Raw genomic sequence first — 20,611 nt, 5'->3', positions numbered from 1 at the left:
CGCATTTATTGACCGTTCCGGCATCGGCGCGCCTATATTCGAGCAGTCCCGAAGACGAATCGAGCAGGGAGTGCATTCGATGGACCAGGCTGTGCAAGATATCGGTGATGCCGTTGACTCCGCCCTCGCCAAGTTCATTCGCGTGCCGTACACCCCGGATTCGGAACTGAGCCGGATCGGACTGGACTCGTTGTCGATCGTGCGGATCGTGGTGGAGGTCGTGCCCGACGCCGACCAGGAGATCGACGCGGGTGAGCTGGCCGGGCTGCGCACCGTGGGCGGCTTCCGGGAGTGGCTGCGCGGACTCGCCGCCTCGGGCGGTGCCCGGTGACCGCGAGGACGGAGCCCGCCGGGGGAACGGCCTGGAGCGCTCCGCTGACGGAGGCACAGATCGGCCTGCTGCTGGTGCAGCGGTCGGTGACCGCACGGCACCTGTACAACGTGCCGGTCGAGATCGAACTGGACCCGGCCCTCGCCGACTCCACGCTGCGCGCCGCGCTGTCCGACGTCGTCGCCGTACAGCCGGCCCTGCGGATGGGGCTGCGGCCCGCCCCGCAGCCCCACGCCGTCCTGCACGTGCCGCCGTCCCCCGAGGACCTCCCGCTGGCCGAGGCGGTGGTCGAGGGGGACTTCGGCCGGCGCAGGGACGAGGTGGTCCGGGAACTGGCCGCCACGGAGTTCCAGCTCACCGACCCCCCGCTGTTCCGGGCGGTGCACCTGCGCTCCGCCGCGGGCGACCGGCGCGTGCTGGCCCTGGTCGTGCACCACACGGTGTTCGACGGATTCTCGCTCCAGCCCCTGGTCAAGGATCTCAACGCGGCGCTGTGCGGCGAACTCGACGTGGCACGGCTCCGCCCGGCCCGGGAGCGGGCCCTGCGCCGCGAGCTGTCCGCCCAGTGCGAGGCGGCGGCGGACCCGGCGGCGGCCGCCGCGGCCGCCGACATGGGCGCGGCGCTGCGGGCCGCTCCGGCCACCGTGGTGTACCCGCGCCCCAACCGCCCGGTGGAGACGGCCTTCGCCGGCCGCCGGCGGAGCCTGCCGCTGGATGCGGCCACGTCGGCCGCCGTGGACAGGGCGTGCGAACGCCTCGCCACCACACCGTTCGTCTTCTTCTCCGCCGTGTACGGGGCGGTGCTCGCCCGCCACACCGGTCAATCCGCGGTCACCTTCGGCAGTCCGCTGCTGTCCCGCCGGACCATCGGCTCGTACAGCCTGTGCGGATTCTTCGTCAACACGCTTCCGCTGGTGCTGGACGTCGACTGGGACGCCGGCTTCGCCCGGTGGACCGCGGAGGTGGTGGAACCGCGGGTCCGGGAACTGAGGCAGCGCGCGGCCGTGCCGTTCAGCCAGGTCGTGCAGCACGCCGACCCCGACCGCGGCACCACCCGCAATCCGCTGTTCTCGGTGATGCTGGCCATGCAGGACTCCACCGAGACGGCCGGGCCGGGTGCGGTCCGGGCCCTGCGGGAGCACGGCAACGGCACCGCCAAGTTCGACCTGTGGCTCGGGGTGACGCCCACCGCCGCCGGATGGCTGCTGGAACTGGAGTACGACACCGAGCTGGTGCCCGGGCCGGTCGCGGACGGGATCCTGGACTCCCTGCGGGAAGCGCTCGACCGCGCCACGGAGGACACCACGCGCCCCCTGGCGGACCTGTTCTCGGACGCCGCGCAGCCCTGCCGGGACGACGGCCGGGGCTGCGAACCGGCCGCCGCGGACCTGGACGGCTGGTTCCGCGCCACCGCCCGGCGGGTCCCGGAGAACACCGCCGTGACCGAGCCGGGGCGACGCCTCTCCTACCGCGAACTCGACCGCGCCGCAGACCTGCTGACCGCCCGTCTGCGCGGCCGCGGCGTCCTTCCGGGGCACGTGGTCGGTCTGACGACCGGCACCCTGACCGACACCGTGACGGCGATCCTCGCGGTACTCCGGGCGGGCGCGGCGTTTCTGCCGCTCGACCTGACGCTCCCCGCCGAACGCCTGGCCTACATGGTGGAGAAGGCCGGCTGCCGGCTGGCGGTCGGCGAGGGCGAGGTCCCCGGGTGCACCGTCCTCGCGCCCGCCGCGCCCGCCGCGCCCGCCGCGCCCGCCGCGCCCGCCGCGGCGGCCGGTCCCGGCGCCACGGCCGGCACCCCTGGCGCCCCCGTCGCCCCCGGGAGTGGCTACGTGATGTTCACCTCGGGCTCCACCGGCCGCCCCAAGGGCGTGGTGATGGGCAACGGCCCCCTGCTCAATCTGGCCTCCTGGCAGATCGGCGCGCTCGCCATGGGGGAGTCCACCCGCTTCCTGCAGTACGCGCCGCTCGGCTTCGACGTGTCGTTCCAGGAGATCCTCCCGACCCTCCTGGCCGGCGGCACCGTGATCTCCCGGGAACCCGCCGACCGCCGGGATCTGCCCGCGGTGGTGCGGCGGGTCACGGAGAGCGGGGCCACCCACGTCTATCTGCCGGTGGCGGCCCTGCGTCCGTTCGTACAGGCCGCGACGGCCGCGGACGCCGCGTTCGAGCAGGTGACCCACGTCTGCGTCTCCGGTGAGCAACTGGTCGTCGACCGGGAGATCGAGGACTTCTTCACCGCGCGGCCGTGGATGGAGCTGGTCAATCTCTACGGGCCGACGGAGACCCACGCCGTCACCACCCACCGGCTGTCGGCGTCCCGGCCGGACTGGCCCTCGCACGTGCCCATCGGACTCCCCATCCGCAACGTGACGGCGCAGGTCGTCGACTCCACGGGCCATCTGGCGCCGATCGGCGTGGCGGGGGAGCTGTTCGCGGGCGGGGCCTGCCCGGCCGCCGGCTACGTCAACGACCCCGGGCAGAGCGCCGAGCGCTTCGTCGAGGACCCCGGCGGACCGCCCGGCGCCCGCCGCTACCGCACCGGCGACCAGGTGATGTGGAACCACGAGTCGCTGCTGGTGTTCCTCGGCCGGGACGACCACCAGGTCAAGATCCGCGGCTTCCGGGTGGAGCTCGGCGAGGTGGAGAGCGCGGCGCTGGCACACCCGGGGGTGCGCCAGGCGGTGGCGGCCGTCCGGGGCGAGGGTGCCGACCGGCACCTTCTGCTCTTCCTGCAGTCCGCCGACCGGCCGGACGGCCCGGCGGACCGGTCCTCCGGCGGAGGGGCCCGGGGCGGCCTGGCCGACGAGGTCGCACGGCTTCTCACGGCACGGCTGCCCGGACATATGCTGCCGCGGCGGGTGCTGCCGGTCGACGCCGTACCCATCACCGGGAACGGCAAGTTCGACCGCCCGGCGCTGCTCGCCCTGGCCGACCGGCTGATCCGGGACGAACGGGAACAGGGCGGCGACGAGCGGCTCGCCGTCCCGGAGGACGTGCTGGAGGCATGGCTCCTCGACCTGTGGTCCGGCCTGCTGGACCGCCGTGACCTGCCCACCGGGGGTTCCCTGCTCGACTACGGGGCGCACTCCCTGAACGTGCTCACCGCGCTCACCCGGATCGAGGAGGAGTACGGGGTGCGCGTCCCGGTGCTCGACTTCTTCCGGGCCCCCACGGTGCGGCAGCTGGCCGGTCTGGTGCGCGCGGGCTCCGCCGGGCCGGCGGAGGAGGAGCAGTGACCACCACCCCGGCCGCCCCGGCCGTCCCCCCGCGCGAAGCGTCCCTGCTGACCACCGTCTCGAACGGCCGCGGCCTCGCCCGCCGCAGCGTCCTGCTGCACCCGGCGGGCGGCGGCATCGGGCCCTACCTCGGCATCGCCCTCCAACTCAGCCGCCGCAGCGCGGTGTACGGGCTGCGGGCGGCCGGACTGATGGCGGGAGAGCGGCCCGACCGGTCGGTGCCCGGCATGGTCCGGCGCTATCTGCGGCTCGTCGACGGCCTCGGCGGGCCGCCCGACCTGCTGCTCGGCTGGTCGCTCGGCGGCACCCTGGCCTGGGAGCTGGCCTCGGTGTTCGCGGAACGGGGGCACCGTCCCCGGGTCGTGATGATCGACAGCCCCGCACAGCCGGTCGCCCACGACGCGGAGCGGTACGGCTCCCTGCGCGAACGGGTGACGGCAGCCGCCGGCGTGGCACCGCACGGGCCCGACGCCGCCCTGGTGGCCCGGACCACCGACGCGCACATCGCGGCGGTCGGCACCCACCGCGTGCGGAGCGCGCACGACTGCCCGACGCTGCTGATCACCTGCACCGGCGGGACGGGCGGCGGGAACAACTCCGCGCACCTCGCCACCTGGCGCGCCCTCTCCTCGGACCTGCGGGTCCGCGAGATCCCCTGCGGCCACTTCGAGGTGCTCACCCCCGCGCGCCTCCCGGCGGTCCTGGAACACCTCACGGCGTTCCTGCACGAGACGGACTTCGGCACCCCCGTGCCGGGTCCGGACGCCGGAGAGCACCACACCCACGTCCACTGTGAAGAGGAGGAGTGATGACCGAGCCACTCTCGCTGGTCACCGGCGGAACCAGGGGCATCGGGCTGGAACTGAGCCGGCGCCTGATCGCCCTCGGCCACCGGGTGGTCGCCTTCTACTGGTCCGACCGGACGGCGGCTGAGAAATGCGAGGCCGACCATCCCGGCCGGCTGACCACGATGCGCGTCGACCTGGCCGACGCCGAGACCGTCCGGGCCGCGGCCGACCGGGTCCTGGCCGAACACGGCACCCCCGCCGTCCTGGTGAACAACGCGGGCGTCAACATCGACCGCCCGTTCCTGGAACTGACCGGGGAGGACTGGCGGCGCGTCCTGGACACCAATCTGTCCGGGCCGTTCTGGCTCACCCAGGCGCTCGCCCCCGCCATGCTGGAGGCGGGCGGCGGCCATGTGGTGAACGTCGGCGCGACCACCGGGATACGGCCCCGGGTGAACGGCGCGAACTACTGCGCGAGCAAGGCGGGTCTGCTGCAGCTGACCAAGTGCCTCGCGCTGGAGCTCGGCCCCACGATCCGGGTGAACTGCCTGATCCCCGGCATGATCGACACCGAGGAACTGCGCACCCGCTGGCGCCTGGACGATCCGGAGCGGATGGCGCAGACGCTGGACGAGATCCCGCAGCGCCGCATCGGCACCACCGAGGACGTGGCCAACGCGCTGGAGTACATCGTCGGCCCCCTCGGCTCCTACCTCAACGGGCAGAAACTGATCGTCGACGGTGGGCAGTTCATGTGGTGACCGACGACCCGACGAACCGGATCCTCCGCTCCGCCCGGGCCGCGCTGCACGCGGCACCGCCGATCGGAGACGACGCCTATCCGCGCTACTGCCGGGAACTGGCCCGGGAACTGAACGACTCCTGGCCCGCGGTCGCCGCGGCCAACCGCCGGGACGTCACCGCGGCCGAGGAAGCCGGCCTGCCGCCCACTCTGGTGAACCGGCTCCGGCTGACCCCCCGCCACCTGGCCGGCATGGTGCGGCTGTGCGCACAGGTGGAGCGGGAACTTCCCGCGGTCGCCCGTGGCGCCGACCCCCTGCCGGCCGGGGACTGGGGCGTGCTGCGCAAGGTCCCCAAACCGCTCGGCGTCGTCTTCATGATCTACGAGGCGCGGCCGACGGTCACGGTCGACGGCGCGCTGCTGCCCGTCGTCACGGGCAACGCGGTGCTGCTGCGCGGCGGCAAGGAGAGCGCCCACACCGACGAGGCGCTCGCCGGGGCCGTTCATGCCGCGCTGGCCGCGGCCGGGCTGCCCCGTGACATGGTCACCGTGGTGCGCGACCCCGGCCGCGCGGTGATGAAGGCCCTGCTGGCCCGGCCGGACGCGGTGGACGTCCTGGTGCCCCGCGGCAGCCCCTCCCTCATCGAGTACTGCCGCTCCGCCGGTTCCATTCCGCTGATCGCCAGCGGCGGCGGAGTCAACCACCTCTACGTGCACCGCAGCGCCGACCTGGAACTGGCGGCCGAGATCACGCTGGACAGCAAAGTACCCGAGCCGGCGGGCTGCACCTCGGTGGAGTTCGTCCTCGCGGACCGCGCGGTCGCGGGGGAGTACCTCGCGGCGCTCCGGCACCTGGCCGAGAAGCGCGGCACCCCCTTCACCGTACGGCTCGACCCGTCGGTGCCGGCCCCGGGCGGTGCCGGGGACCCGGACGGCCCGTGGCGGACGGAGCCGCTGCGACCGCACGACGCGGGGCGGGAGTTCCTCGACCCGGTGATCGGCGTGCTCGCCGTGGACGGCCCGGACGAGGCCGCCGGCCACATCCGGCGCCACGGCTCCGCGCACACCGAGGGCGTGGTGGCCCGGGACCGGGCGGTCGCCGAGGAGTTCACCCGCCGGGTGGACGCCGCGACGATCGTCGTCAACGGCTCGCTGCGCCTGCACGACGGCCCCAAGCTCGGACTGGGCGCCGAGCTCTCCATCGCCACCGGCCGGCTGCACGTCCGCGGCCCGGTCACCCTCGGCTCGCTGGTCTCCACCACCTGGGTCGTGGAAGCCGGCGGCGAACTGCGCGGCTGACGCGGACCCGGTACCGCGGCGGCACGGCACACCGCCCGCTCCGGCCGTCCGCACCCGTACTTCGAACGCCGGACGTCCCGCGCTCCGGCCCCCAGACAACCGAGAGGTCCTCATGTCCACTGTGGAAGAACAGCTCGACCGGGCGGCGGTCGCCGACGCCGTGAAGCGCGTCGTCATCGCCGAGTCCCGGCTGTCCCTCAGCCCCGCCGACATCACCGAGGACGAGCCACTCGTCGGGGACCTGCTGCGGGTCAACTCGCTCGGCTTCGTCGGGATGCTGGTGCGCATCGAGGACGAACTGGACGTCGTCCTCCCCGACGACCTCTTCGTGGGGCGCAGCTTCCGCACCGTCGCCGACCTGGTGGACGTGGTGCGGTCCGGCGCGGTGGTGTCGCGATGACCGCCGCGCTCCCCACGGCATGGCGCAGCGTCCTGCCGCATCTGCGCACGCCCATGCCGCCGGACCGCACCCCCGAGTCCGCCGGGGGCTCGGCGGTGAGCGTGAACCTCCCCATGGAACTCGTGCGGCAGAGCGTGCTGGAGCGCGAGTACTGGCAGATACCCGCGGAAGTGGCCGACGCCTACCGCCGGTTCCGGCCCACCCCGCTGTGGCGGGCCACCGGCTTCGAACGGGCGGTCGGCGCCCGGGTGCCCGTCTACGTCAAGTACGAGGGCGGAAACATCTCCGGCAGCCACAAGCTGAACACCGCGCTGGCCCAGGCCCACTACTACCGGAAGGCCGGCGTCCGCGAGCTGGTCACCGGCACCGGCGCGGGGCAGTGGGGCACCGCCCTGGCCGCCGCCTGCGCGCTCTTCGGGCTGCGCTGCAAGGTGTTCATGGTCGGGTCGAGCCTGCGCCGCAAGCCCTACCGCGGCGTGCTGATGCGGATGCTCGGGGCCGAGGTGCACTCCAGCCCCAGCGGGCTGACCCGCATCTCCGCGGAACCCGCCGACCGGATCGGCAACAGCCTGTCGCTGGCCATCGGGGAGGCGGTGGAGTACGCGGCCGGGCACGAGGGCGCGGCGTTCTCCATCGGCAGCGGCGAGACGTACAGCATCCTGCACCAGTCGGTGATCGGCCTGGAGGCACGGGAGCAGCTCGCCGCGGAGGCCGCGGACATCGACGCGGTGGTCGGCTGCGTGGGAGCCGGCTCCAACTTCGGCGGCATCGCCCTGCCGTTCTTCGCCGAGTCCGCGGCGTCCGCGGCCGGCGGCGAGCCGCCGCTCCTGGTGGCGGCGGAGTCCAGCACCGCGCCCAAGCTCACCCGGGGCGTGTACGCCTACGACAAGACGGACGCGACGGGCTCCGGACCGATGGAGGCGATGTACACCATCGGCAGCGACTACCGGATCCCGGACGCGCACTCCGCGGGCCTGCGCTTCCACGGCGCGGCGAAGGTCATCTCGGCGCTGCGGCACTCCGGTGACATCGCGGCGACCGCCGTGACCCAGAAGGACGCTCTGGCCGCCGGACGCCTGCTGACCCTGCACGAGGGCGTGCTGCCCGCACCGGAGTCCGGGCACGCCCTGGCGGCCGCCGCCCGGCTGGCCGCCGGCGGCACCGACGGCATGCGGGCCCGGCGCGGTGTCCTCGTGTGCGTCAGCGGCCACGGCTATCTCGACCTCGCCGCCTACGAGCAGCTGCTCGACGGCGGACTGGAGGACGAGGCCCCCGACGGCCCCGCGCTGCTCGCCGCGGTCTCCGGGCTCGCACCGGTCGGCGCGGAACGGGAGGCCGCCGCCTCCGGCCGGCCGCTCCCGACGGCGGCGGGGGCGTGGTCATGACGCCCGCGACGGCCGCGGTGCGGGACGCCCTCGGCACCGTACGCGCCGAACTGCTCGACTGCGTCCAGTCGAATCTGGCCGTGCTCGCCGACCGGTTCCACGGAGCCGGCCGCCACCTCGAACTCGGCGCCACCCTGCGCTTCCGGCCGCGGCCGGGCCCCGCGGGGCTCCCCACGGTGGAGCCGCCGCTGCAGGAACAGCTCGCCGGCCTGTCCCCCCTGGGCCTGGCCGAGCGCGGGCGCCTGCACCGGGTGCCGGGCGCCGCGCTGCGGGAGGCGGCCGAACGGCACGGCACGCTCTATGTGGTCGCCGACGCCTACCACATGCCGTGGCTGCCGTACCACGGGCAGCGGCACATGGAGCACAGCTTCCTGGCCGAGCCGGCGCCGTCGGGCGCGGCGGCCGTCACCGACGCCTACTACAACCCCACTCCCTGGGGCCTGGCCGCGCCGGGCCACTGGGAGCAGGACTGGGACGCGCTGCCCACCGCCTCGGTGGTGCTGCTGCTGGACCCGGCGGCCGACGGCACCGCCCCGCCACGGAACGGGCCCATCGGGACCGACCTGGCCCCGGCGGCGGAACGGGAACGCTACGTGGCCGCGTTCGCGGACCACCCCGACCGGGAGGCCGCGCTCGGCCAACTCACCGCCGAGACCTGGTTCCTGGCCCGATCCCGCAAGCTGCACGCCGCCTGCCGCGCCGCCCGGGGCCGGCCGCCGGGGCCGGAGACCGAGGACCATCTGCGCCGGTGGGACCGGCTCGCCGAACAGGCGTTCATGGCGCTGCGCCGGGTGCAGCGCGGCCGTCCCGAGCCGGAGCGGCTGCTGCCCGGACTCGCCGCCGCGCTCGCCGCCGACGAGGCCGTCTTCGGCGGTGCGGCAGACGGGCTGCGCACCGTGGTCGCCGCCGTCGTGGCCGGGGCTCTCGGCACCGGAACCGGCGCCGTGCTGGCGGCGCCGGACCTCTCCGCCCTCCAGGGGTTCGACTCCTTCCGGGTGGTGGAGATCGTCGAAGGGCTGGAGGAGCGCCTCGGCGTCGAGTTCGACCCGGAGGACCTGCTGCCGGAGAACCTGCACCACCTCGACGACCTGTGCCGGCTGGCCCTCGGGTCGGCCCGGACCTGAACCGCACCGCGACCGCGACAAGGAGCACCGAGATGGATCCGCGCTTCACCGAACTGCTCACCCCCTTCCTGAAACTGCTCGGCAATCGCGAGATCACCCCCGAGACGGGGCTGCGTGACTTCGGGCTGGACTCCATGCAGTCCATCGAGCTGCTGTTCGCCATCGAGGACGCCTTCGGGGTCTCGCTGCCGGACGACGACCTCAACGACACCACCTTCGCCACCGCGGGCAGCCTGTGGAACGTCATCCGGACGGCCGCCCCCGAGCCCGGCACCGCGGCGGGTGCGGCATGACCGTCACCGCGCCCGTCCGCACCCCGCCGCCGGCCGGCGCCGGGCCGTCCCTGCCCGAGCGCGTCGAGACGGTCGCCCGGGTGGCGGAGGCGCACGCGGCCCGCACCGACCGGGAAGCGGCCTTCCCGGCCGAGGCTCTGGCCGCGATGCGTGAGACCGGTCTGCTGGGCCTGCTCGTGCCGGTGGAGTACGGCGGCCTCGGCGGTTCCGTCGGCGACCTGGCCGACGCGTCGATCAGGATCGGCCGTGCCGACATGTCCACCGCGATGATCTTCGCGATGCACTGCCAGCAGGTCGCCGGGGTCGCCGGCCACGCGGGCCCCGCGCTCCGCGACACGCTGCTGCCGGAGATCGCGGCGGGCCGCTGCTACCTCGCCTCGGTCACCACCGAGGCCGGCAAGGGCGGTCATCTGCTCAGCGCCGAGGCGGGGCTGACCCTGGCCGGCGAGGACGACGACCTGGTCATCGACCGGTTCGCCCCGATCGTCACGGGCGGCGCCCACGCCGACGGCTTCCTGATCACGCTCCGCAGCCCCGGCGCGGACTCGCCCACCCAGGTCTCCCTCGTCCACGCCCGCCGCGACCAGCTCGACATCACGGAGAGCGGGGACTGGCAGCCGCTGGGGATGCGGGCCAGCCACAGCGTCGCGCTGCGGCTGACCGGCAGGGTGCCCGGTCACCATGTGGTCGGCGAGCACGGCCGGTTCTCCCGGATCGCCACCGAGGTGTTCGGTCCGCTGGCCCATATCGGCTGGTCCGCGTGCTGGCTGGGCACCGCGAGCGGAGCCCTCTCCCGCGTCCTCACCCTGATGCGCGGAGCCGGCCGCGGGCGTTTCGACCTCGGCTCCGAACTGCTGCTGAGCAGGCTCTCCCGGGCACGGCAGCGCCTGGACTCCGTACACGCCCTGCTGCGCCACACCGAGCAGGTCTTCGCCGGCGCCGCCGATGTCTCGGCACCGCGCGTCCAACTGCTGCTGAACGCACTCAAGATCACGGCGTCGGAGCAGTGCCTCGCGGCTGTCGAGGACCTTGTCGACGCGGTCGGCCTCCGCCACGGCTACCTCAAGGACTCGCCCACCCGGCTGGAGGCGGCGCTGCGCGACCTGCGCTCGGCGGCGCTCAACTACCACAACGACCGGCTGCACCTGGCCGACGGGCGGCTGGCCCTGCTCGATCCGGAGGTGCGCCTTGTCTGAACCTGCCGTGCTGCCGTTCCCCGGGCCGGCGAGGGAGGAAACCCGCGCGGACCCCGGCGCGGAGATCACCCCCGACAGCGACGGACGCCGGGTGTGGGCCGCGCTCGGCGCGGCCGGCCGTATCGCCGCGGTGTTCCGCGACGGCGACCCGGCCGCCGGCGTGGACCCCGCCCGGCTGGGCGAGCTGCTGGCGGACGTCGACGCCAGGACCGGGATCGGCACCACCCTCGCGGTCAGCGTGCAGATCGCCACCGCGGTCCCGCTGCTGACCCTGGCCCGCGGCCAGGACCAGGCCCCGGCCCTGCGCGCCGAGCGGCAGGCGCTGGCGGGCAGGGCCGTCGTCGCCCTGGCCGCCACCGACGAGACGGCGGGGTCCGACCTGGCCGCGCTCCGCACCGAACTGCGCCTCGGCGACACGGAGCTGGAACTCAACGGCACCAAGCGGTGGATCACCAACGCGACGCAGGCGGACCACTTCCTCGTGCTCGCCCGGCACCGGCCCGGCCGGCACTTCACCAACTTCACCTGGGTGCTGGTCCCGGCCTCGGCCCCGGGCGTCACCGTGGAGCCCGCCGACACCCGGCTGTTCGACGGTTCCGGGACCGGCCACATCACCTTCGACGCCGTGCGGCTGCCCCGCGACCACCTGGTCGGCAGGCCGGGACGCGCCCTGGCCGCGTTCGCCGCGCACATCGCCGTGGAACGGCTGGCCGGAGCCCTGTGGGGCGTCGCGCTGTGCCGCAGGGTGCTGGCCGACACCCAGCGCAGGCTGTCCGAACGGGCCACGCAGGACGGCACGCTGTGGGACGCCGACGCCGTCCGGCAGCGGATGGGCCGGTGCCTCGTGCTCGTACGGCAGGTGCAGGCGCTGACGCGGGAGCTGGGGGAACGAGTGGCGCGCCACCACGACACCACCTCCGGCGCGCTGCTCAAGAGCAGCATCGCGCCGGTCCTGGAGGAAGTGCTCTCCGAGTGCGCCCACTTCCAGGGCGCCGAGGGCTTCTCCCCCGGCGGCGCTCAGCGGCTGCGGCCCCAGGCCGCGCTGTTCGGCATCGGGGGCGGAAGCACCGAGGTGGTCCTGTCGATCGTCGCCGGGGCGGCCGACACCGTACTCCGGGAGCTGTCGCCATGAACCTGATCGAGGTGGCCCCCGGCGTGTGGGCGGTGGCGCACCACGGCACCGGGCTGCGGTCGGCCGATCCCCGGGACGTCGGGGCATCGGCCGGCATGCCCGGCTGGCGGGCCGAGGAGTTCCTCGCCGGCCGGGCGCTCCTGCGCCGCCTGCTGGCCGCCGTGCTGCCGTCGGCCGCCGGCGCGGCCGTGGTCCCCGGGCCCAACGGCAAGCCGGTACTGGCCGGCTGGGAATGGGTGGGCATCAACGTGGCGCACGACAACGGCCACTACGCGGCCTGCGCCGCCCCCGGTCACGCGGTGGGCGTCGACGTCCAGACCCCGCCCGGGGAACTCGACGACGCGCTGCTGCGCCGCTGCGTGCGGCCGCCGTACACGGCGGATCTCGCCTCCCTGGAACCACCCGACCGGGCTCGCGAGTTCGCCTGGGTCTGGACGGTGCAGGAGGCGTGCGTGAAGGCCGCGAGCACGGGGCTGGCCGGCAGCCCCTGGTCCATCGACGTCCCGCCCCGGAGCCGCACCGGCACCTGGCGGGCGTTCCGCTGGCGCAGCCTGCGCGAGCAGTCCGGAACCCCCCTGAGCTGTGCGTGGAAGGAGCTGCCATGACCGCACCCGCGCCGACCGCGCCGACCGTGCCGACCGGACCGCCGGGAGAGGCCGAACTCAGCTGCTACACCACCAACCTCGTCGCCCACCTGCGCTCCCGGCTGCCGGACGCGGCGGACCGGCTGGCGCACGCCGTACGCCTCGCGGTCCGCACCGACGCGCCCGGCACCGGACTGGCCTTCTCCCACCACCGGCGCGTCGACCGCACGGCGGACGGCCGCGAACTCGGCTACCGGGCCGCAGCCGACTGGACCGCGGCCCGTGCCGGCATCGAGGACGAGGCGGCGCGGGAGGGCCGGGTGCTGGCCGTCGGCAACACCCGCACCCTGCCCTGGTGCCCGGCCCACCGCAAACAGGACGCCCCGCACTGGGTGCTGCTGGAGCCGGTGCCCGGCGACGGGCCCCGCTGGCGGGTGACCGACCACTTCGCGGCGCTCCTGCCGGACGGCGAGCAGCACCCGTACTCCGGCCTGCTGGACGAGGACGGGCTGCGCGCCGCGCTGACGCCCATCCCCCGTCCCGCGCCGGAGGCCCGGCTGCGCGACGCCCACGCGCTGGGAACGGCCGTCGCCCTGCCCGACCCCGCGCACCACCGCTGGCTGGCGTGGGGACCCGCCGCACCGGAACCGCGCCGTGCGGGCGAGTGGCTGGAGGAGCCCCTGGCCGTACTGGAGTTCCTGGCCGGCCGGCTCGCCGCCGACGGGGAGACGCTGGCCCGCAACACCGACGACCTGTGGGCCGCCGCACGGCACCACAGGCACCGGCTCCACCGGCTCGCCGGCGCCGGGCTGCTGCCCCGCGCCCCCGCTCTCGCGGCCGCCGCGAGCTGGTCGGAGCTGCCGCGCTCCCTGCGGTTCGCCGCCGCTTCCGCGGAGCGCGGACGCCCCCGCCCCGGCGTCGTGCGGAAGGCGTTCCACGACGTGATCACCACCATGGCCCGTATCCCGAAGGAGGACACGTCCCGATGACCGACCAACGGACCAACTGGACGATGTACGACTGGTTCGCGGCGTCCGTCGCCGCGCACGGCGACGCGCAGACCGCCCTCGAAGTCGCGGACGACACGCTGAGCTACGCCGAACTGGACGCCGCGGCCGCCCGCCTCGCGGGCCGCCTCGTGGACCGGCACGGCGGGGTCCCGGCACGTGTCGGGCTGCTCGCCTCCCGCTGCACCCTGGCCTACACGGGCTATCTGGCCGTCCAGCGACTGGGCGCCACGGTCGTCCCGCTCAACCCCGGCTTCCCCCTGGCACGCAACACCGCCATCGCCGAGGCCGCCGGGCTCGACCTGGTGATCGCCGACGCACGCGTGCCGGCGTGGCGTGAACTGCCGGTGCCTGTCCTGGCGCTGACCGCCGACGAGACGCGGGACCTGCGCACCGGGCCCGTCCCCGCGCTCCCCGACCCCGCCGCGACCGGCGACGACCTGGCCTACATCCTCTTCACCTCCGGATCCACGGGCACCCCCAAGGGTGTGCCGATCCGGCACACCAACGTATCCGCCTACCTGCGGCACGTCATACCGCGCTACGAACTGGGCCCGCGGGCCCGGGTCTCACAGACCTTCGACCTCACCTTCGACCCGTCCGTGTACGACATGTTCGCCGCCTGGGGCTCGGGAGCCACCCTCGTCGTCCCCGGCCCGAACGACCTGCTCGCCCCGGTCCGCTTCGTCAACCGCCGGCGCATCACCCACTGGAACTCCGTGCCCTCCGTCGCCTCCATCGCGCTGCGGCTGCGCGCCCTGGCCCCCGGCAGCATGCCGACGCTGCGGTGGAGCCTGTTCTGTGGCGAGGCCCTGACGCTGAAGCTGGCGGAGGCGTGGCGGGACGCGGCCCCGGACACGGTGCTGGAGAACATCTACGGCCCGACCGAGATGACCGTCACCTGGACCGAGTTCCGCCTGCCCGCGCAGGTGGCGGACTGGCCGCGCCCGGCCAACGGCACGGTCCCCATCGGCACCCCCTACCCGGGCCAGGAGCACCTCGTCCTGGACGAGGACGGCCGCCCTGCCGACGACGGCGAGCTGTGCGTGCGCGGATCTCAGCGGTTCCCCGGCTATCTGGAACCGGCCGACAACACCGGCCGGTTCCACTCCTTCGACGGGCGGCGGGCCACGCCCTACGACGGCTCGGAGCCGCTGACGGCCGGGCACTGGTACCGCACCGGCGACCGGGTGCGCACGGAGGACGGCCAGCTCGTCCACCTCGGCCGGCTGGACCACCAGCTCAAGGTGCGCGGCTACCGCATCGAACTGGGCGAGATCGAGGCCGTCCTGCTCCGGCAGCCCGGAGTCACCGAGGCGGTGGTCGTCGCCCTGCGGGCCCCGGACGGCGAGATCGAACTGGCGGCCGCCTACACCGGCACCGCCGACGACCCGGAGGCGCTGCTCGACGCGCTGCGCACCCGGCTGCCCGCCTACATGGTGCCCCGGGAGATCACGGCGCTCGACGAACTGCCGCTGAACCCCAACGGCAAGGTCGACCGCAAGGTGCTGGCCACGGCGCTGGCCCCGGCAGCGGACGTCTGAGGGAGGAGTGGCGCGTGACCACAGATCTGCGGACCGGCGTCCTGGACGCCGTGGACGAGACCTCCTACCGCCGGACCATGTCCCGCTTCCCGAGCTGCGTCACCGTGATCACCGCGGCCACCCCGGCCGGCGCCACCGGCTGCACCGCGACCTCGGTCATGTCGCTGTCGCTGCGCCCGCCGACACTCGTGGTGTCACTGCGCTCGGCCGGCCGCACGCTCGGCGACGTGCTGTCCGCGGGGGAGTTCGCCGTGAACGTCCTTTCCTGGAACCAGCGCGAGCTGTGCCGCCGGTTCGCCGCCGGCGACCCCCGGCACCGCTTCGACGGGGTGCCGTACTCGCTGTGGGACGGCGTTCCCGTCCTGGACGACGCCTCGGCCACCGTCGTGTGCCGGCTCGCGGAAGCCGTCCCGGCGCTGGACCACACGCTGCTGATGGGCACCGTGCGGCTCACCCGGACCCGCGTGGACACCCCGCTCGTACTGCTGGACGGGGTGGGCCACGCCGTGGCCGCGCCCCCGGAACTCCGCAGCGCCTGACCACAGGAGGCAGAACCGCCGTGAGCGTGCATCTGGAGAGCACCACCCCCGTCGGCGCGCCGCCGGGGACCCTGCACGAGTTCATGCTGGCCGCGGCCGGCACCGCGCCGGACCGTCCCGCGGTCGTCGAGTACACCGGAGAGCAGGGCCTTCGCACCACCTCCTACCGGCAGCTGGCGCACCTGGTCCACGAGTACGCCGCCGGGCTGGACGGGCTGGGCCTCGACATCGGGGACCGGGTCGTCCTGGAGTCCGACACCTCGGCCCACGCCATCGCGGCCCTCCTGGCCTGCTCCTCACTGGGACTGCCGTTCATCCCGGTCAGCCCCGAGACCCCGGACGAGCGGCTGCGCACCATCCTGTCCACCGCCGACCCCGCGCTCTACCTGCGCGCGGCGGGACTGAGCCGCCAGGGGCTCACGGGCCGGCCGGCCGACGGGCGGTTCGGGCCGGACGGGCTGGTGATCGAACGCATCCCGGCACCGCGCAGGCGCCACCGCCGGGAATCCGTCACCACCGACACCGCCTACATCATCTTCACCTCGGGCACCACGGGCCGACCCAAGGGCGTGGTGATGAGCCACCGCGCCGTGCTCTCGTTCTACCGGGGCATGCTGCACCACGGCATCGTCACCGAGCGGGACCGGGTCGCCACCACCTCCCCGCTGCAGTTCGACTTCTCCCTGCTGGACATCGGACTCGCGCTGGGCAGCGGGGCGGCCGTCGTTCCCGTTCCCCGCTCCCTGCTGCGCTGGCCGAGCCGCTTCCTGCGCGTCCTGCGGGAGACCGGCGCCACCCAGGTCAACGGGGTGCCGTCGATCTGGCGGCAGGCGCTGCGGCACCTTCCGGACCAGCTCGCCCGGCTGGACTCCGTGCGCGGCGTCCTGTTCTGCGGGGAGGAGTTCCCGCTGCCCGAACTGCGCCGCCTCCAGCAACTCCTGCCCCAGGCCCGGCTCGTCAACTGCTACGGCGCCACCGAGTCGATGGCATGCTCCTTCACCGACGTTCCCGACCCGCTCACCGAGGACACGGAGCGGCTCTCCATCGGCTTCGCGCACCCGGGCGCCGAGATGACGGTCATCGACGAGCTGGGCCGGCCCATCGGGGAGCCCGGTGTCACCGGCGAGATATATCTGCGCAGCCCCGCCCTGTTCACCGGCTACTGGGACGACCCGGACGCCACCCGGGCCGCGCTGGTTCCCGATCCGCTCGAACCGCGCTCCGGCCAGGTCGTGTTCCGCACCGGGGATCTGGCCTACCGGGGGGAGCACGGGGAGCTGTACTTCTGCGGACGCGCCGACTCCCAGGTGCAGATCCGCGGCAACCGGGTGGAACTCGGCGAGGTCGAACGCCGGCTGTTGGAGCACCCCGGTGTCACCGCGGCCACGGCCCTGGTGCTGCAGCCGCCCTCGGGGGAACCGGAACTGGCCGCGTTCGTCGTGCCCGCCCCGGGCACGCCGCCGGCCGGACAGACGGAACTGACCGACTTCTGCCGGCAGACGCTGCCCGGCTACATGGTGCCGGGCACGACGTTCACGGCCGGCGAGCTCCCGGTGACCCCGAACGGCAAGGTCGACCGGACGGCGCTGGCCGGGCGGGCGGCGCGGGAGAGGGGGTGGCGCGAGGACGGTCACGCGGAATGACCCCCCCGGGCGGCGCGCCGCCGGTGACATGGCAGAAACGCCGCCCGGGACCATGGCTCTTATCCGTCGTGCCCACAGCTTCACTCCCGGGTTACACTCGCCGGGCTGTGCACAGCGGTGATGAGCCGTCAGAACAGCGCCCCCACAGAGTTCGCAGGGCAACCGTATCGAACACCTGACCTGTAGCCGGGAAAGGATGAACGTGTGGTCGTGACGCCCGAAGTGGGGCTGGATTCACCGGTCTACCGGATACTGGGCCCGCTGGCCGTGGAGACCCCGGACCGGCGCAGCGTCCGCATCCCCCGCGGACGGCAGCAGACCGTGCTCAGTGCGCTCCTGCTGGGCGCCAACCGCGTGGTCGGCATCGACCACCTGATCGACGTGCTCTGGGACGACGACCCCCCGCCCACCGCCCGCACCCAGGTCCACATCGCCGTCTCCGCGCTCCGGACCGGCCTGACCAAGGCGGAACACGAACACGTCATCCTCACCCGGGAACCCGGCTATCTGCTGCAGGTCCCCGACGAGCAGGTCGATGCCCGGCTGTTCACCGCTCTCATGGCCCGGGCCGAGGAACTCGCCCGCCGGGACCGCACCGCCGACGCCGCCGAGCACACGCGGCGGGCCCTGGCCCTCTGGCGCGGCCCCGCGTTGAGCGGTATGCCCAGCCCCCGGCTGCAGGCCCGGGCCGTCCAGCTCAACGAGGAGCGGCTGGCCGCCACGGAGACCTCCATGGAACTCCAGCTGCGCCTCGGCCGGCACCACCAGCTGATCGGGGAACTGAGCGCGCTGGTCGACGAGCACCCGCTGCGCGAGCGGGCGCGGAGCCTGCTGATGCTGGCCCTCTTCCGCTCCGGCCGCCAGGCCGAGGCCCTGGAGACCTACCGCAGGGGGCGCCGGCTGCTGATCGAGCAACTCGGCCTGGAGCCCGGGGAGGAACTGCGGAACCTGGAGTCCGCGATCCTCGCCGGCGACCCCGGGCTGCGGCCCGGCCGACCCGTGTCGTCCGTCCGCCGGCCGGAGCCGCCGGCCCCGCCCGGACTGGTGGCCCCCCGCCAACTACCCACTGACATCAGCGACTTCGCCGGACGGGAGGGCCGCATCGACGAGGCCACCCGGCTGCTCGGCGACGACGGGGACCACCGCGCCACCCGGGTGGTCGTCCTCGCCGGCAAACCGGGCGCCGGGAAGAGCGCCCTCGCCGTGCACCTGGCCCACCGGCTCGCCGACCGGTTCCCCGACGGCCAGTTCTACTGCGACCTGGGCGGCACCCGGAACAGCCCGGCAGCGGCCGGAGACGTGCTCGGCCGGTTCCTGCGGGCCCTGGGCATCCCGGGCACCTCGATCCCGGAGTCCACCGAGGAACGCGCGGAGATGTACCGGCACCTGCTGGCGAGCCGGCGCGCCCTCGTGGTTCTCGACGACGCGGCCACCGACACCCAGGTCCAGCCGCTGCTGCCGGGAAGCGGCGACTGCGCCGTCCTCGTCACCAGCCGGGTCCGGCTCACCGGCCTGGCCGGCGCCCGTGTCCTGGACGTGGACGTCTTCGGACATGACGAGGCCCTCGGGATGCTGGCGAAGGTCATCGGGGAGCAGCGGGCCGGCTCCGAGGACGCCGCGGCCGGCGAACTGGTCCGCATGGTGGGGCACCTGCCGCTGGCCCTGCGCATCGTCGCCGCCCGGCTCGCGGCCCGCCCCCACTGGTCGCTGGCCTGGATGCTGGAGCGGCTCTCCGACGAGCGCCGCCGGCTGGACGAACTCGCCCACGGCGAACTGGTCGTCCGCTCCAGCCTGGCCCTGAGCTACGACGGCCTGAGCGATCGCGCCCGGCTGCTGCTGCGACTGCTCAGCGCGCTGGACGGCACCGCCTTCCCGCCCTGGGTCGCCGCGGCGCTGCTGGACACGGACCTCTACCAGGCGGCCGAACTCCTGGAAACCCTGGTCGACGCGCAGATGGTGGAGTTCGCCACCACGGACCGTGCCGGAGAGCTGCGCTACCGGCTGCACGGGCTCATCCGGCTGTTCGCCCGGGAGCACCTGCACCGCGAGGACCCCGCCGACCACCGTGACGCCGCGCTGGGCAGAGTCGTCGGCGGCTGGCTCGCCCTGGCCGCCGAGGCCCACCGCCGCATCTACGGCGGCGACTTCACGGTGCTGCACGGAAACGCGCCGCTGTGGCACCACCCGGCCGCCTACCTCGACGAGGTGCTCGCCGACCCGCTGGGCTGGCTGGAGTCGGAGCACACCCAACTGTGCTCGGCCGTGGGCCTGGCCGCCGACGCGGGTCTGGACGAGCCCTGCTGGAACCTGGCGACCACGCTGGTCACTCTGTTCGAGGCCCGGTGCTACTTCGACGACTGGGAACGCACCCATCTGCGCGCCCTCGAAGCGGTGACCGCGGCCGGCAACCGCCGCGGGGAAGCGGCCCTGCTCTGCTCCCTGAGCACGCTCCACCTCAGCCGCTCCCAGCTCACCGCGGCCGGCCGCCGGCTCGACTCCGCCCTGGTGATCTTCTCCGATATCGACGACCCGCACGGCCGGGCGATGGCGCTGCGCAACCGGGCCCTGCTCGAACAGCGCCGCGGCCGCGAGGAACACGCCATGGAGTCCTACCGGTCGGCCCTGGAGGAGTTCACCCGGGTCGGAGACAGCATCGGACGGGCCAACGTCCTGCTCCACATGGCCCGGATCGAGCTGGACCGGGAGGACGAACAGGGCGCGGCACGCCATCTGGACGAGGCCTTCGACGTGTGCGGCGCGACCGGCGGCAACCGGGTCCGGTCCCAGGCCCGGTATGTGCTGAGTGACCTCATGCAGCATCAGGGGCGGTACGAGGAGGCCGACGCGGTGCTGAGGGAACTGCTCGGCGTGGTGCGGGAGAGCCGCGACATGGTGGGTGAGATCCGCATCCTGCGCCGTCTGGGGAGCGTCAACGCCCGGCTGGGGCGCCGCGAGGAGGCCGAGCGGCAGCTCCGGGAAGCGGTCGAGATCTGTGAGCAGGCGATGGACCAGGTGGCGGCGGCCGAGACGCGGCTGGAACTGGCTCGCCTGCTGGCGGACTGAGAGCCCGGGGCCCCGGGGGGACGGGGCCGCGGCCCGGTCAGGGGCCGACGGGCCAGGGGGTGTCGTCGAGCGCGCCGGCCAGGGCGGTCCCGCCCGGACCCGGCCAGGGAGTGTCGCTGAAGGCCCGGTCCACGGTGCCCGCGCGGGACACGCCGTGGTCCGCCGTTGTCAGGCAGACGCCCGAGCCGACGAGGGCCGCGGTCAGCAGAACGGTCACCCGGGCGAAGATCGGCTTCCTCGTCACTGGCTTGCTCCTTCGGTTCGATCGCGGTGGCCGCCGCCGGCGGTGGCCGGGGAGC

The 20,611-nt window shown here is 74.4% G+C and carries 18 protein-coding genes; 17 read left to right on the top strand and 1 reads right to left on the bottom strand.

From position 1 onward, the window contains the following. The first annotated feature begins 79 nt into the window (after positions 1 to 79). From SXIN_RS05085 to SXIN_RS05005, 17 genes are all read left to right on the top strand, one after another. Positions 80 to 331 (top strand): phosphopantetheine-binding protein, encoded by a 252-nt coding sequence (locus tag SXIN_RS05085; protein ID WP_019710871.1) that lies wholly within the window; start codon positions 80 to 82, stop codon positions 329 to 331. After that, a complete protein-coding gene (locus SXIN_RS05080) occupies positions 328 to 3,573 on the top strand; it encodes a non-ribosomal peptide synthetase (protein ID WP_095756640.1) in 3,246 nt (1,081 codons plus the stop codon). The genes SXIN_RS05085 and SXIN_RS05080 overlap by 4 nt, the downstream gene beginning before the upstream one ends. Continuing rightward, positions 3,570 to 4,382 carry a thioesterase domain-containing protein gene (locus tag SXIN_RS05075; RefSeq protein ID WP_019710869.1) on the top strand — a complete coding sequence of 271 codons (813 nt, stop codon included), beginning with the start codon at positions 3,570 to 3,572 and terminating at the stop codon, positions 4,380 to 4,382. Before SXIN_RS05080 ends, SXIN_RS05075 begins: the two co-directional genes overlap by 4 nt. Continuing rightward, a complete protein-coding gene (locus tag SXIN_RS05070; RefSeq protein WP_019710868.1) occupies positions 4,382 to 5,122 on the top strand; it encodes an SDR family NAD(P)-dependent oxidoreductase in 741 nt (246 codons plus the stop codon). Before SXIN_RS05075 ends, SXIN_RS05070 begins: the two co-directional genes overlap by 1 nt. Beyond that, positions 5,116 to 6,402 carry a glutamate-5-semialdehyde dehydrogenase gene (locus SXIN_RS05065; RefSeq protein ID WP_019710867.1) on the top strand — a complete coding sequence of 429 codons (1,287 nt, stop codon included), beginning with the start codon at positions 5,116 to 5,118 and terminating at the stop codon, positions 6,400 to 6,402. Before SXIN_RS05070 ends, SXIN_RS05065 begins: the two co-directional genes overlap by 7 nt. Positions 6,403 to 6,514: 112 nt before the next feature. Then, on the top strand, positions 6,515 to 6,802 hold the full coding sequence (locus SXIN_RS05060) for an acyl carrier protein (RefSeq protein ID WP_019710866.1): 288 nt from the start codon (positions 6,515 to 6,517) through the stop codon (positions 6,800 to 6,802). Next, positions 6,799 to 8,187: a TrpB-like pyridoxal phosphate-dependent enzyme gene (locus SXIN_RS05055; RefSeq protein WP_095756639.1), complete on the top strand. Its 1,389-nt coding sequence runs from the start codon at positions 6,799 to 6,801 to the stop codon at positions 8,185 to 8,187. Before SXIN_RS05060 ends, SXIN_RS05055 begins: the two co-directional genes overlap by 4 nt. Further along, complete coding sequence (locus SXIN_RS05050; RefSeq protein WP_095757930.1) at positions 8,184 to 9,311, top strand: acyl carrier protein; 1,128 nt, start codon at positions 8,184 to 8,186, stop codon at positions 9,309 to 9,311. Before SXIN_RS05055 ends, SXIN_RS05050 begins: the two co-directional genes overlap by 4 nt. A 32-nt stretch (positions 9,312 to 9,343) precedes the next feature. Beyond that, positions 9,344 to 9,604: an acyl carrier protein gene (locus SXIN_RS05045; RefSeq protein ID WP_019706850.1), complete on the top strand. Its 261-nt coding sequence runs from the start codon at positions 9,344 to 9,346 to the stop codon at positions 9,602 to 9,604. Further along, the gene (locus SXIN_RS05040) at positions 9,601 to 10,800 is read left to right on the top strand and encodes an acyl-CoA dehydrogenase family protein (protein WP_095756638.1); all 1,200 of its coding nucleotides are present in this window, start codon (positions 9,601 to 9,603) and stop codon (positions 10,798 to 10,800) included. The genes SXIN_RS05045 and SXIN_RS05040 overlap by 4 nt, the downstream gene beginning before the upstream one ends. After that, positions 10,793 to 11,932 carry an acyl-CoA dehydrogenase family protein gene (locus tag SXIN_RS05035; RefSeq protein ID WP_238153677.1) on the top strand — a complete coding sequence of 380 codons (1,140 nt, stop codon included), beginning with the start codon at positions 10,793 to 10,795 and terminating at the stop codon, positions 11,930 to 11,932. Before SXIN_RS05040 ends, SXIN_RS05035 begins: the two co-directional genes overlap by 8 nt. Continuing rightward, positions 11,929 to 12,537, top strand: a complete 609-nt coding sequence (locus tag SXIN_RS05030; protein WP_095756637.1) for a 4'-phosphopantetheinyl transferase family protein — start codon at positions 11,929 to 11,931, stop codon at positions 12,535 to 12,537. The genes SXIN_RS05035 and SXIN_RS05030 overlap by 4 nt, the downstream gene beginning before the upstream one ends. After that, complete coding sequence (locus SXIN_RS05025; protein ID WP_095756636.1) at positions 12,534 to 13,505, top strand: hypothetical protein; 972 nt, start codon at positions 12,534 to 12,536, stop codon at positions 13,503 to 13,505. The genes SXIN_RS05030 and SXIN_RS05025 overlap by 4 nt, the downstream gene beginning before the upstream one ends. Continuing rightward, complete coding sequence (locus SXIN_RS05020; protein WP_019710864.1) at positions 13,502 to 15,067, top strand: amino acid adenylation domain-containing protein; 1,566 nt, start codon at positions 13,502 to 13,504, stop codon at positions 15,065 to 15,067. Before SXIN_RS05025 ends, SXIN_RS05020 begins: the two co-directional genes overlap by 4 nt. Before the next feature lie 14 nt (positions 15,068 to 15,081). Beyond that, positions 15,082 to 15,606, top strand: a complete 525-nt coding sequence (locus SXIN_RS05015; RefSeq protein WP_019710863.1) for a flavin reductase family protein — start codon at positions 15,082 to 15,084, stop codon at positions 15,604 to 15,606. A gap of 20 nt (positions 15,607 to 15,626) precedes the next feature. Further along, the gene (locus SXIN_RS05010) at positions 15,627 to 17,249 is read left to right on the top strand and encodes a D-alanine--poly(phosphoribitol) ligase (protein WP_019710862.1); all 1,623 of its coding nucleotides are present in this window, start codon (positions 15,627 to 15,629) and stop codon (positions 17,247 to 17,249) included. 210 nt (positions 17,250 to 17,459) lie between these two features. Continuing rightward, a complete protein-coding gene (locus SXIN_RS05005) occupies positions 17,460 to 20,312 on the top strand; it encodes an AfsR/SARP family transcriptional regulator (protein WP_107501186.1) in 2,853 nt (950 codons plus the stop codon). A gap of 37 nt (positions 20,313 to 20,349) precedes the next feature. Here SXIN_RS05005 and SXIN_RS05000 read toward each other — a convergent pair whose 3' ends face one another. After that, a complete protein-coding gene (locus tag SXIN_RS05000; RefSeq protein WP_019710860.1) occupies positions 20,350 to 20,556 on the bottom strand; it encodes a hypothetical protein in 207 nt (68 codons plus the stop codon). Positions 20,557 to 20,611 lie beyond the last annotated feature (55 nt).

The sequence above is a fragment of the Streptomyces xinghaiensis S187 genome (assembly GCF_000220705.2).
GTDB lineage: Bacteria > Actinomycetota > Actinomycetes > Streptomycetales > Streptomycetaceae > Streptomyces > Streptomyces xinghaiensis.
This window is presented reverse-complemented; position numbering and strand designations above follow the sequence as displayed.

What these genes read in the sequence shown, in the direction of transcription:
- SXIN_RS05085 (WP_019710871.1), top strand. Translation starts at nt 80, where the DNA reads ATGGACCAGGCTGTGCAAGATATCGGTGATGCCGTTGACTCCGCCCTC.
- SXIN_RS05070 (WP_019710868.1), top strand. Translation starts at nt 4,382, where the DNA reads ATGACCGAGCCACTCTCGCTGGTCACCGGCGGAACCAGGGGCATCGGG.
- SXIN_RS05060 (WP_019710866.1), top strand. Translation starts at nt 6,515, where the DNA reads ATGTCCACTGTGGAAGAACAGCTCGACCGGGCGGCGGTCGCCGACGCC.
- SXIN_RS05055 (WP_095756639.1), top strand. Translation starts at nt 6,799, where the DNA reads ATGACCGCCGCGCTCCCCACGGCATGGCGCAGCGTCCTGCCGCATCTG.
- SXIN_RS05050 (WP_095757930.1), top strand. Translation starts at nt 8,184, where the DNA reads ATGACGCCCGCGACGGCCGCGGTGCGGGACGCCCTCGGCACCGTACGC.
- SXIN_RS05045 (WP_019706850.1), top strand. Translation starts at nt 9,344, where the DNA reads ATGGATCCGCGCTTCACCGAACTGCTCACCCCCTTCCTGAAACTGCTC.
- SXIN_RS05040 (WP_095756638.1), top strand. Translation starts at nt 9,601, where the DNA reads ATGACCGTCACCGCGCCCGTCCGCACCCCGCCGCCGGCCGGCGCCGGG.
- SXIN_RS05030 (WP_095756637.1), top strand. Translation starts at nt 11,929, where the DNA reads ATGAACCTGATCGAGGTGGCCCCCGGCGTGTGGGCGGTGGCGCACCAC.
- SXIN_RS05025 (WP_095756636.1), top strand. Translation starts at nt 12,534, where the DNA reads ATGACCGCACCCGCGCCGACCGCGCCGACCGTGCCGACCGGACCGCCG.
- SXIN_RS05020 (WP_019710864.1), top strand. Translation starts at nt 13,502, where the DNA reads ATGACCGACCAACGGACCAACTGGACGATGTACGACTGGTTCGCGGCG.